General features: G+C 39.2%; 10 protein-coding genes. 5 read left to right on the plus strand and 5 right to left on the minus strand.

The window, feature by feature from the left end; all coding sequences use genetic code 11:
• The first annotated feature begins 615 nt into the window (after positions 1-615).
• Positions 616-3681 (plus strand): chondroitinase family polysaccharide lyase, encoded by a 3066-nt coding sequence (locus AC4MRQ_RS21275; protein WP_491199740.1) that lies wholly within the window; start codon positions 616-618, stop codon positions 3679-3681.
• A 144-nt stretch (positions 3682-3825) separates the two neighbouring features.
• Here AC4MRQ_RS21275 and AC4MRQ_RS21280 read toward each other — a convergent pair whose 3' ends face one another.
• The 4 genes from AC4MRQ_RS21280 to AC4MRQ_RS21295 are packed head-to-tail and all read right to left on the minus strand — an operon-like array spanning position 3826 to position 6446.
• Complete coding sequence (locus tag AC4MRQ_RS21280; protein WP_491199741.1) at positions 3826-4482, minus strand: hypothetical protein; 657 nt, start codon at positions 4480-4482, stop codon at positions 3826-3828.
• Entirely contained in the window at positions 4469-4849 is a 381-nt protein-coding gene (locus AC4MRQ_RS21285; protein WP_491199742.1) for a GntR family transcriptional regulator, read from the minus strand. Before AC4MRQ_RS21285 ends, AC4MRQ_RS21280 begins: the two co-directional genes overlap by 14 nt.
• Positions 4846-5622, minus strand: a complete 777-nt coding sequence (locus tag AC4MRQ_RS21290; RefSeq protein ID WP_491199743.1) for a hypothetical protein — start codon at positions 5620-5622, stop codon at positions 4846-4848. The genes AC4MRQ_RS21285 and AC4MRQ_RS21290 overlap by 4 nt, the downstream gene beginning before the upstream one ends.
• 14 nt (positions 5623-5636) lie before the next feature.
• On the minus strand, positions 5637-6446 hold the full coding sequence (locus AC4MRQ_RS21295; protein ID WP_491199744.1) for an ABC transporter ATP-binding protein: 810 nt from the start codon (positions 6444-6446) through the stop codon (positions 5637-5639).
• Between the two features lie 205 nt (positions 6447-6651).
• On the opposite strand from AC4MRQ_RS21295, the gene AC4MRQ_RS21300 reads away from it, so the two are divergent.
• The 3 genes from AC4MRQ_RS21300 (at position 6652) to AC4MRQ_RS21310 (ending at position 9442) form a co-directional block, all read left to right on the plus strand.
• Entirely contained in the window at positions 6652-8256 is a 1605-nt protein-coding gene (locus tag AC4MRQ_RS21300; protein WP_491199745.1) for an amidase, read from the plus strand.
• Positions 8257-8322: 66 nt separating this feature from the next.
• Entirely contained in the window at positions 8323-8838 is a 516-nt protein-coding gene (locus tag AC4MRQ_RS21305; protein ID WP_491199746.1) for a transposase, read from the plus strand.
• Positions 8839-9064: 226 nt separating this feature from the next.
• A complete protein-coding gene (locus AC4MRQ_RS21310; protein WP_491199747.1) occupies positions 9065-9442 on the plus strand; it encodes a diacylglycerol kinase family protein in 378 nt (125 codons plus the stop codon).
• Between the two features lie 125 nt (positions 9443-9567).
• On the opposite strand, the gene typA is transcribed toward AC4MRQ_RS21310, so the two are convergent.
• Positions 9568-11364, minus strand: coding sequence for a translational GTPase TypA (gene typA / locus AC4MRQ_RS21315; protein WP_491199748.1), 1797 nt, complete (start codon positions 11362-11364; stop codon positions 9568-9570).
• 153 nt (positions 11365-11517) lie between these two features.
• Here typA and AC4MRQ_RS21320 point away from each other — a divergent pair, with 153 nt between their 5' ends.
• A complete protein-coding gene (locus AC4MRQ_RS21320; RefSeq protein WP_491199749.1) occupies positions 11518-12828 on the plus strand; it encodes a cobyrinic acid a,c-diamide synthase CobB in 1311 nt (436 codons plus the stop codon).
• The last annotated feature ends 159 nt before the right edge of the window (positions 12829-12987 follow it).

Below are 12987 nucleotides of genomic sequence, written 5' to 3' on the forward strand. Positions count from 1 at the left end.
TTATTCATATGTGTTAGTCTTAATTCGTATTCATGATTTTAGGAAAATTCTTTTTTATCCTCCATTTCATGCTGTGGGTGCCCCAATGTCATTGCTGAGGCCAAAAACCACAGTGCCTACTAAGAGTTACTCTCCTTAATCAAAACCTAGTTGCGACAGAGCGAGGGCCAGTTCCATTTGCGGGCCGGTAGTGAGGGTGAATGAGGATTAATCCAATTGAACAGCAAAGGGGCTTGTCCTACTTTGGTAGTGAAATTTATTAATTCTTAGAGCGGGAAGAAGCATAATGGGACTAGCGTTTTGTTTCTTTTGGGCAATGCAAAAGAAAAGAGAAAGGGTATTCAAGTAATTAGCTCTTATATTCAATGAAAATGTGTCTCACATAATTCGATCTTTCCTGTTTTAAAAGTTACTCCACAAAAATTTGAAGTGATTTCAGTTATTAACCTCGATTTCTTCATAGAAGGGTTGAGTCACATAATGACAAATCAGAAAGCTAAGCCTTTTTTGAACATGTAATAATGGAGGTTCATATGAATAAATTTAGCACTTCGCTGAACTAATGAGCCCTAAAGATGCCGGGCATATCTTTACTTTTAATCCAAATTAATATTGATGAGGAAAATGAAGAACAATCTGAATAAGGGGCATTTTAGTTTGTGCATTTTAATGGCCTTAATACTTGGCAATGGTTTCATATTAAAAGCTGATGAATTCAGGCACAAAAAGTTGTGGTCGTTCGAAACGATAGATAACAATCAGTGGGAGGTGACCAAAGGAAACTCCATAGAGTTAAGCGAGGCGCATTATAAACATGGCAAGCAATCGCTTCAATGGTCATGGAAAAAGCCGGGAAGCATTACCCTTAATCACTCCATTGGTTTCGAGGCTTTTGATCCAGAATCAGAAGATAAATCGATTCCGTCTTTTGCGGTATGGGTTTATAATGAAAAGCCGGTTGATGATGCTTTAACCTTTGTTTTTGGCACGGATGATACCGATAATTGTCAATTTTCTTTTGGGCTCAATTATAAAGGATGGCGGGCAGCCTGGGTGTCTTTTGAACGCGATATGCAGGGAGTACCTCTTTCTTCCATGAACAAGATGCGTATACAGGGGCCGGCAAGTCTTAAGAAAGGCCGTGTATTTATAGATCATATGTTTTTGTGCCAGCGAATTGATAGCCGGCACCACACACCTGATCACCAGGTTCCATTTGTTAATAAAGACACTCGTAATCATTGGTTGATTCAACAAAAGGCGAGCTTGGAAAAACCAGATCTGCCGATGCCTCAAGAGGTTAGTAAGGAAGAGTTGGAGGCTTTCAGAAGTATTGAGAATCGTTTTGAAGCAGATATATTAAAAAAGCAAAAGGTGACAGCTAAGACCATGGCTGGCTTACAAAAGCAATTTGAGATTTATGGTATTCAACGGAAGGGAGACCAAATTATTGGATTACCTATTTGGTTTGGCAACAATGCCGAATTATACTTACCGTACATCACTCGTAAAGAGGCAAAAACACTTTATAACTCTACGAATCAAAATGTAAAAGCCTATTTTGATTTTATGATGAAGGTGGCAACTGCTTATGCGAATACAAATGATTCAGCGTTTCAAAGCCAGCTTGAAAATATGTTTATCGATTTGTTTGATCACATGGTCGACCAGGGCTTTGCCGCCGGAAGTGGTCTTGGAACCATTCATCACTATGGTTACAGTTGGCGTAATTATTATCGCTCATTATTTATTATGCGCAAGGTTTTAACAAAGCACGATAAGCTAAAAGAAGCGGTTGACGGAATGCAATGGTTTGCAGCCCTGGGCGAAATATTTCATCAGCCAAAAACTTATGGAATGGACATGGATGCCTTTAATACGCAGGTAATAGGGCGGCTCTCAAGTGTTCTTATCATGAAGGATAATCCTCAGAAAGTTCAATACCTGAATTGTTTTTCGCGGTGGATTGATAATGGTTTAATGCCGGCTTCGGGACTTAATGATGCCTTTAAAATTGATGGATCGGCTTATCATCATGCCAATCATTACCCGGCATACGCCACGGGCGGAATGACCGGTGCTGTGCGCATGGTTTACTTCCTGAATGCAACGCCATTTCAGGTAAGTGAAGCCGCTCATGACAATCTGAAAAAAGCCCTTTTGACTATGCGTTTTTATTGTAATAAAAAGCATTGGCCAACATCTATGTCGGGCCGTCATCCCGAAGGAAAGGGCAAATTAATACCTGAGCATTTTGCAATATTGGCTAACGCAGGTTCGCCTGATGGACATGATCAGGTTGATCATGAATTGGCTTCAGCTTATCTGCGATTGATTGACGGTGAAAAAACAAGCTATGCCAATAGTTTTATCAAACAAGGAATAGCAGCTGAAGTTACACCAAATGGTCATATCGTCATGCCATATGCCTGTTCATCAGTTCATCGAAGAGGCGAGTGGGCAGCATCAGTAAGAGGACATTCACGTTATTTATGGGCATCAGAGCAATACCTGGGAGCCAACTTATATGGCCGTTATTTAGCGCATGGTCAGTTGCAGGTGATGGGAGCCGGAAATCCTGTAACTCAAACATCGAGTGGTTTTGTGCAAAAAGTTTGGGATTTGAATCGTTTTCCTGGCACAACAGTTATTAACCTCCCATTGGATGAACTACGTGCCGATATTCGCAATGTAGATCAGTTTTCGGGCTATGAAGAAATGTTATTCTCCGATGAGGCTTTTGCAGGTGGGGTACATGCCAATCATACAAATGGTGTTTATGCTTTTATTTTGCACGAGCACGATAAATATCAGGGGAGTTTAAGAGCGCGTAAGTCGTATTTCTTTTTCGATGATATGATAATATGCCTTGGATCGGGCATTGAAAATAATAACTCTGAAAATCCAACCGAAACCGTATTGTTTCAGAATCATATGGCTGAAGGAGATAATGCTGTTATGCTCGATGGAAGTTTGCTTGAATCAAACGAGCATAGTTTTACAGCGGCTTCATCGTGGTTAATGGACAATAAAGGAAATGCTTATATCGTGCCGGCAGGACAGGTTTATATAAAACAAGGCATTCAGAATTCACGTGATGAAAGTAGCGAGAAGCCCACTTCAGGTAGATTTGCCGCAGCAGTTATTCAGCATGGTAAAGCACCGGCAGATGCTATTTACCATTACTGTGTTATACCTGCTGCAACTGAAGCGATAATTGAGAAAAATGTTGAAACGTCACCTTACGAGGTGCTATGTCAATCGAAGGAAAAACACATTGTTTATAATGTGGATTCAAATGAGACAGCTTATGTGTTTTTTGAGTCGGCCAATAAGAATGAATACGGAATAATCAGAAATACTAACATCCCTTGTTTGGCTATTTCAGAACAGAATGGCGAAGAGTTAATTATAAACCTGGCAAACCCAGATTTAGCATTGTACACTGGTCCTGCTGACGAAATCTACAAAGATGGTAAGCGAGTGGAACGAAGTATCTATTCACGTCCATGGCGTTCGAATCCCAGTCAGGAAACATTACTGGAAGTTGAATTGGAAGGATTATGGGAGTCAAAAGATGACAGTGTTGTAATCCAATCACTTGACAATGAAAATTCATTGCTTAGCATTACTTGCCAGCATGGTTTAACCGAACAGATTAAACTAAGAAGAGTTAATTAAACTTTTGTAGTCAGACTTGTAGTCGTAAAAAGAAAAGGCGATCAACTATAAATGGTTGATCGCCTCCCTCGTTAAAAAACCAATGTGAGTGTAATGTATTGGTTGATAACTTCAGTTCGATTTAAATTTTATGACAAATTGAGGTTAATATATTCTATATCGTGATGATGCATCACATTCAACTTTGAGTTTACCTGCGGTTTGCATTGTTACATCTGCTTTGTTAATAGCTGATAAATAAACGTCCTCAATTTTGTTGTTAATATTTACCCTTGATCCATCCACTCTTAAGTCGAGTCGCGAAATGCTTGAATTGCGTAAGTGAGACCTCGAGTCTTCATTCACGATTAAATTTAAGTAGACCAAAGAGCTTTCGTTGTAGACGTCGAAACGGCCTTGTTGATCACATACAACCTGCAGGCTATCTTGCTTAAGTTTTAGGTTGATATGCCCGCCGTTATTAATAATTGAAGATACAGGGCTGTTTATATTCACATTATAGTGCCAGTTACCCTGGTTTTGTTTATGTGGTTTTAGCAGCAAGGTGTCACCCACAATTTCGTATGGCATTACATAGGTCGAATCTTTGTAGTGATGCAGACTAAGCAGGTTGGTTTCGGCACTTCTTATTGTCACGCTTACACCCTTACCGGCTTTTATAACCCGGATGTTGCCAAAGGTTTCTTCGACAGTTTCCTTCTCGATTGAGTTGCGTTTGTGATCAACCGTAATTAAAGCTGAGAGCAAAGCAAGACCAACAAGCGAAAGAAAGGAAAGCAGAATAATCTTACTTGTTTTCATGTTCATTCTCGTTTAATTGGTTAAACAATGGCTGCAACTCACTCTTTGTAATTTGCAATAATTTAACTTGTTGTATAAATGCCGGAAGTACGTCTTTAGTAAATTCTTCCTTACGTATATCTCTAATGGTGTTGGGCGCATTTTCGGTAACAAAGTAACCAATGCCTCTTCTGTTTTCCACGATGTTGCTATGTTGTAGTTCTAAAAAAGTTCTCATAATGGTGTTTTGATTCACACCCAATTGCGCTGCCAGTTGCCTGACAGATTGTACCTTGTCGCCCGGCGCAAAGTCTCCCGACAAAATGCGCTCACATATGTTGTCGGCTATCTGTTGAAAGATGCCTTTGTTGTTTTTAAACTCCATCATGCTATCTCTTTTTCTTTCACTTTAAAAAAGGCATAGGCCCAAGTGGTGGTTAATACTAATAGTTCTAGCGCAACCAGAAAATATCCGGCAGATACTTCGTTGTTAAAATTAGCCAGCCAGGGCACTCGTCCGTTATCGTATATACCAAACCATTCGATAATGATGTAGAAATAAAAGAAGATAACAGCTGCCGTTGCACCCAGGGTAACCAGTGTTTTAATTAGTGGATGCTTTTTAAATATGGTAGCGCCACTAAATAGCACCGACTGTGTAATCAGTATCATTAAAACACTCGATGTTATTATTAAGCCAAGATGTTTATCTGGTAGCTGATCGAAAATAACAGACAAGTTAAAGTTTTCGATGTTGTAATCCGGATATCGCCATAATGCTAATTCGCTGGCCATGCGTGAGCTGATATAAAATACAATAGGCAGCACAAGCCATGGAATAAAAATGCGAATTAGAACGTTAAACGAAAACTTTTCGGTAATCGAGCAGGGGGTGAGCAAGTAATCAAAAGTCTTTTCTTTACTGCGAAATGCCGGAAAGGCGTAAGCTGCAAACGGAAATGCGATAGCCAGAGTGAACGTGATAAAGAAGGGAATCCACTCGTCTGATCGGATACGTGGTTCATTAAAGGTAAAGGTCATTAATATCAGGGTGTAAACCACAAATATTGATAGAATGGCCAGCCCCATGGTTTTGCCAGATAACTGGTATTGCTGTCTGATTAGCTTACCAAATCTATTGATGTTAAATGTATAATTCATGATTAAGGTCTTTCTTAGTTAAAATTTACGCCATCGTTAATGGCATTAAACAATAGTTCGATGTCAACCTCTGAGGTAGTACCATTCGAAGGTGTCAGTACTTTATAACCCATTGGGTTCAACTCACTATACAACACTTTTTCGGGCAGATGACTGACGATTTTAAAGTCGTATTTTTCCGATAGATTAATAATTGTTTCGTTGAAAATTACCTGTCCTTCATCAACTAATAATATCTTGTCAATAAGCGTTTCTACATCTTTTACCTGATGTGTTGATATAAATACAACCTGATCATCTTCCAAAGCGCCCGCCACCATCTGTCGGAAGATGGCCTTTGAAGGAATATCCAGTCCGTTGGTGGGCTCATCCAGCACAATTAGCTGGCATTTGGTAGCCAGGGCAAATGCAATGCGAAATTTCTTTTTCTGACCATGACTCATTTTCGATAACACCTTGTTTTCGTCCAATTCAAACTCTTTTATCAGGTCATTAAATAAACCACGGTCGAAACGGGGATAAAAAGTAGCATTGCCATCTACATACTTTCGCATCTTAACCGATGGCATCACAAACTCTTCGGGAACAAAACATATTTGCTCAAGAAAAGCTGGTGAGCGTTTCACAGGATTATGTCCGTTAACATCTATATCGCCATCTTTGGGCGTCAATAAGCCACTAATTAGTTGCAATAGGGTGGTTTTACCAGCACCATTTTTCCCCAGCAAACCAATGATTTGGCCCGTCCCTTCACTTAGCGATAATGCGTTGAAGAGCGGGGCTTGTTTCTTATAAGCAAAACTTAGGTTATTAATTGTAATCATTTGGGATTGTTTTACTGTTATAGTGAAATAGTACACTACAAATGTAAATGGTTTTTTTATAATTCCAAATTTTTATTCAATAATTTATTAAGTAATGAAAATTAGAAGTTTATAAAATAGTCGGTGACCGTCTGCAAATTCATGCTTCTGTTTTGCCTGCGTACAACAATTTCTTATTTTACACACTTAATTAAAATCTACCCGAATGAAACGTCGAGATTTTCTGCAAAGTACATTGCTGGCAGGGGCGGGATTAAGCCTGCAGGCATGTCAAACAAATAACAAAACACAACCAGGCAAAGAAGCTTTTAAGGATGATTTTCAGCTGTCGGAATATACAGTAGCTCAATTACAAGCCAGTATGAAGTCAGGTGAACTAAGCGCCAGGCAAATTGTGCAGTTGTATTTAAAACGAATTGAACAGCTTGATCAATCGGGGCCTGGAATCAATGCTATTGTAGAAATTAATCCTGATGCCCTTGCTATTGCTGATAATCTGGATGATGAAAGAAAACAAGGTCAGGTGAGGGGACCATTGCACGGGATTCCGGTCATTATAAAAGAAAACATTGATACAGCCGATAAAATGATTACCTCAGCGGGTTCTTTAGCATTAGCTAAGCATATCGCCGCAGAAGATGCCTTTGTTATAAAGAAATTGCGTGAGGCTGGAGCAGTGATTATTGGGAAAGCCAACCTGAGTGAGTGGGCTAATTTCAGATCTACCAAATCGAGTAGTGGTTGGAGTAGCCGGGGCGGACAAACGCGAAATCCATATGTATTAGATCGTACACCTTGTGGTTCTTCTTCCGGTTCGGCAGTGGCAGTCTCAGCAAATCTGACACCATTGGCTATAGGTACCGAAACCGATGGCTCCATCGTCTGTCCATCAGGAATTAATGGAGTTGTGGGCATTAAGCCAACCGTGGGATTATTATCACGAACTGGCATAATACCCATTTCAGAAAGTCAGGATACAGCCGGACCAATGGCCAGAACAGTAACAGATGCAGCTTTATTACTGACAGCTTTAACTGGTGTTGATAAAAAAGATGAGAAAACATTGGCTCAACCATCCGGTCAGGCTGTTTACCTCAATTTTGACGATACGGTTCTGCAAGGTGCCCGAATTGGATATTTAAGTCAAAGTTCAGCTTTTGATAAGCGTGTTTCATCTATTATGAATGAGGTGGTTGGTGTTTTAAAAAGTAAAGGGGCTGATGTGGTGGAGGTAAGCACTCCTGATGAAGTGGATCAACTATGGAAGTATGAATGGACTGTTTTAACATGCGAGTTTAAAGATGGCTTGCAAAAATACCTGAAATTGCATCCGGAATGTGGATTTAATTCGCTCGAAGAGTTGATTCAGTTCAATAAAAATAATTCAGATAAAGTAATGCCATGGTTTGACCAGGAGATATTTGAAGTTGCTAACGAAACAGATGGTTTAAGTGATCCCAAATACAAGGAGGCAAAAGAGAAGTGCCAGGAGTTATCTCGAACAAAGGGTATTGATCAGTTAATCAAAGCCAACAATTTAGATGCATTAATGGCACCAACTAATGGTCCGGCCTGGTCAATTGATTACATAAATGGTGATAATTTTGGCGGCGGAAGTTCACAATTGGCTGCGGTGTCGGGTTATCCAAGTATTACTGTTCCTGCAGGTAATGTTAAAGGATTACCAATAGGAGTGTCATTCTTTGGCTTACCATGGACCGAAAGTCGTTTGATTCAGATTGCCCACCTATATGAGAAAGTGAGTAATAAGCGGATAAAACCAGGGTTTATTGAGAGTTTGATTCAATAATTAATAAACTCGGAGCGCGACTATATAAAAGATGTAAATAGTCGCGCTCCGAGTAAAAAGATAATTATGCATTTCGAAGCCAACCATCTATACCACATCTACAACCAAGGTAATAACGGACAGAAGATATTCTTTACCAGGGAAAATTATTTGTTCTTTCTCAAGAAGATTCAAGATCATCTACTGCTACATTGTGATTTATTGGCTTGGTGCTTAATGCCTAATCATTTTCATTTGATGGTGAAGGTGAGGGACGACTCATCGGATGAATATGTTCAAAAAATCCAACCTAACTCGGAGCCCGACTATCAGCATGATGTCAATAGTCGGACTCCGAGTACGGAAGCTCTGAATAAAGCAATTGGAATAATATTAGCATCATACACCCGCGCCATTAACAAACAGCAGAATCGTTCAGGTTCATTATTCCAGGCTAAAACCAAAGCAATTTGCCTCACACAAAATGAAACTATCGCGAAAGTATGGTTTCAACAAAACGGTATCACACAAATTAATGTTGACCATCCTGAAATGCAGTATCCAAATCTATGCTATCAGCATATTTTAAGCAATCATGTATAAGCTGGTTTGGTTAAACATATTGAAGACTGGGAATTTTCATCAGCCTGTGATGTAATGGGGTTGAGGAATGGTCAATTAATCAATAGGGAGTTGATAGAGGAGTATAACCTGACTTATTTGTGATTTCACACACGGAATACTACTCATCTGATGAATATATCCATCTTGTAAGTATTCATCTGATGAGTAAAAGGAAGTAGAACTCCTAATAACAAATAAATGAAGTATGGAAAATAAGTTTTCACTAATCAAGCGCTTAAAGAGTTTTAAATATGCTTTTAATGGCTTAAAAACCCTTTTGTTGGAAGAGCATAATTCACGTATCCACCTACTAGCAGCTATTGTGGCTATTGTAGCAGGTTTTTACTTTGATATTTCAAGCGCAGAATGGTTGTTTATTCTTGTTGCAATAGGAGCCGTTTTTGCCGTAGAATTAATTAATTCTGCTATTGAGAATTTAGCAGATATGGTGACAAAAGAACAGCATCCTGTTATTAAGAAAGTAAAGGATTTGGCGGCGGGAGGTGTATTGATTGTATCTATAATGGCTTTTGTTATTGGGCTAATCATTTTTGTGCCAAAGCTTAAGGTACTTATCGGATGAAAATAAGCGTACTGTAAATATTCATCCGATATGCAATGTCTTCAAATAAAAAGGAGATGACCAAACAGCCATCTCCCTAGGGTTGCTAACCCGATAATCCAGAAATTACCGGTTATATTATTTGCTTATTTCGTAGCGCGCTTACGTTCGTGTTCTAAAAGTAATATTTTTCTCAACCGTATGGCACTTGGTGTTACTTCTACATATTCATCACCTTGAATATACTCCAAAGCTTCTTCCAGGCTAAAGACAATTGGAGGCGCTAACTTCACCTTGTCATCGGCACCTGAAGAACGCATGTTACTTAGTTTCTTAGTTTTTGTAACATTCAATGTTAAGTCACCTTCACGGTTATTTTCTCCAACAACCTGACCAATATACACATCTTCTTGAGGAGATACGAAGAACTTACCACGATCCTGCAGTTTGTCAAGAGCATAAGCAATGGCAGTACCTGATTCCAAAACAATTAACGAACCGTTGATTCGCTTTTCAATCTGACCTTTCCAAGGTTGGAATTCAATAAATCGATGTGCCATAATGGCTTCACCTTGAGTGGCGGTCAATAGGTTGCTACGTAATCCTATAATACCCCTTGAAGGAATACTGAATTCTAAATGTACGCGTTCACCTTTTTTTTCCATCGATTTAAGATCGCCTTTACGCTGTGATACCATTTCGATGGCTTTGCCTGAGTGCTCTTCCGGTAAATCAATGGTCAGGTCTTCAACAGGCTCTAATTTTTCACCCATCTCTTCTTTAATGATTACACGAGGCTGACCAACTTGTAGTTCATAACCTTCGCGACGCATGGTTTCAATTAGCACAGACAAGTGAAGAACGCCACGTCCATATACATTCCAGGCATCAGCTGAATCAGTTTCTTCAACGCGCAAAGCCAGGTTTTTCTCCAGCTCTTTGTCCAGACGATCTTTGATATGTCGTGATGTTACATACTTTCCTTCTTTACCAAAGAAAGGGGAGTTGTTAATGGTAAACAACATACTCATGGTTGGCTCGTCGATGGCAATTGGTTCAAGTGGTTCCGGGTTTTCAAAATCAGCTATAGTATCACCAATATCAAAACCTTCTACACCAATTAAAGCACAAAGTTCACCGCAAGTCACATGCTCAACTTTAGTTCGTCCAAGGCCATCAAATACATTTAGTTCTTTGATGCGGGTGCGCATAATACTACCATCACGTTTCACCAGGCTAACATCCTGATTAACTTTTAGCTCGCCACGATGCAAGCGACCAATGGCTATTCGACCAAGGTATTTACTGTGATCCAGCGAGGTAATCTGTAATTGAGGTGTGCCCTTGTTGTATTCAGGTGCGGGGATGTTTTCTATTATTGAATCCAAAACGGCATCGATATTATCCGTTTTCTCTTTCCAGTCGGTGCTCATCCAGTTTTCTTTAGCTGAGCCATAAACGGATGGAAAGTCAAGCTGATCTTCAGTTGCATCTAATGAAAACATCAGATCGAAAACATCTTCATGCACCTCTTCAGGTCGACAGTTAGGTTTGTCTACTTTATTAATTACAACAATTGGTTTCAGTCCCAGAGATATAGCTTTTTGCAGTACAAAGCGTGTTTGAGGCATGGGGCCTTCAAAAGCATCTACCAAAAGTAATACTCCATCGGCCATATTCAAAACACGTTCAACTTCTCCACCAAAGTCGGAGTGACCAGGGGTGTCAATAATGTTGATTTTTATACCTTTCCACATTACCGACACATTCTTAGACAGGATAGTGATACCGCGTTCACGCTCCAGGTCATTGTTGTCCATAATAAGTTCACCGACTTCCTGGTGTTCTTTAAACAGCTTTCCGGCCATTAACATCTTGTCAACCAGTGTGGTTTTACCATGGTCAACGTGCGCGATGATGGCAACGTTTCTAATCTCTTGCATAGCTAAAATCCAAATGAGCCGCAAAGGTACTGCTAATTTTTGGGATAGAGCATGCTACAATGTTAAAAAGACTTGAAGGTTTTAAATAATGAACACCTAAGGTGCAGCTTTTGCATATCTTTGACGGGAATAAAAATTAGCAGTTCTAAACGAATGAAAAACAGTTTTTTAATCGCAGCACCTTCCAGTAATTCTGGTAAAACAATTGTTACATTGGGGCTTATTAAGGCTCTTCGGAATAAAAACTTGAATATACAACCTTTTAAATGCGGACCAGATTATATTGATCCTCTGCACCATAGTACAATAGCTGGTGTACAATCATATAATCTGGATGTCTGGATGTCAGACGAGGAACATATTCAATACATATATCAGCAACAAATGCAAGCGGCAGATGTGGGAATTGTTGAAGGGGTGATGGGCCTATTCGATGGGGCCAAACGCGATAAAGGAAGTTCAGCTGAGATTGCACAGATCCTGGACTTACCTGTTATTTTAGTTGTGAATGCTGCAGCAACGGCTTATTCTGTTGCTCCTCTATTGTATGGTTTTAAAAACTTTAACCCTAATGTGAAAGTTAAAGGAGTTATTTTCAATAAAGTGTCCGGGGAATCGCATTATCAGTTTTTGAAGGAAGCTGCTGAAGATACAGGAGTAGTTTCATTGGGTTATGTTCCTAAAAATAAGCACTTGACTCTGGAATCGCGTCATTTGGGTTTATCCCTGACAGATAATCAGCAAATGATAACGGCAGTAAATGAAGCGGCGAAATTAATATCTCAACATGTCAACCTGGACTTGTTACTGGAAATATCAAAAAAGGAAGTTAAAGGAGTAGAACGAAGAAGTACAACTTCTTCAGCTACTGGATTGACCTTTGCCATTGCTAATGATGCTGCCTTTAATTTTATGTATCCGGCAAATATTGATAGATTAAAAGAAATAGGTGAGGTAGCCTATTTTAGTCCATTAAATGACAGTGAAATACCAAAATGTGATCTTTTGTGGTTCCCTGGTGGATATCCGGAATTGTATGCAAAAGAATTGTCAGAGAATACATCTATGATTCGGGCAATTAAAACTTTTGAGGATAGAGGCGGAAAGATTGTCGCCGAATGCGGTGGCATGATGTATTTAGGTAAAGTAGTTCAGCTAAAAGATGACTCAAATTATAATATGCTTGGCGTTTTCGATTATGAAACAACATTAGCTGATATGAAACTTAAATTAGGATATCGTTCTGTAATAGCTAACAAAGAAGTGTATAAAGGGCATGAGTTTCATTATTCGGGAATTAAAATTGACTCAACACAAAAAGGAGATTACCTCGTCAAATCAGCCAGAAATTCAGACATTAACATGCCGGTATATCGGAAAAGCAATGTTTGGTCGTCCTATTTTCATATCTATTTAGGGCAGGCTGAAAAGATGAAGTCATTTATCAATTTATTTTTTGAATAATTTTTCAAATGTGATGTAAGGATGTTTTTAAGTTGTCGACTAAGCCTTCAAATCTTAAAACACATTACATGAAAAAGACAATTTTATCACTTGCATTTTTAGTTTTAGTAAGCATTTCAATTTCAGCTCAAAATTCTTTTTATGACATTCAGGTTAAAA

The organism is Carboxylicivirga sp. (assembly GCF_982718395.1).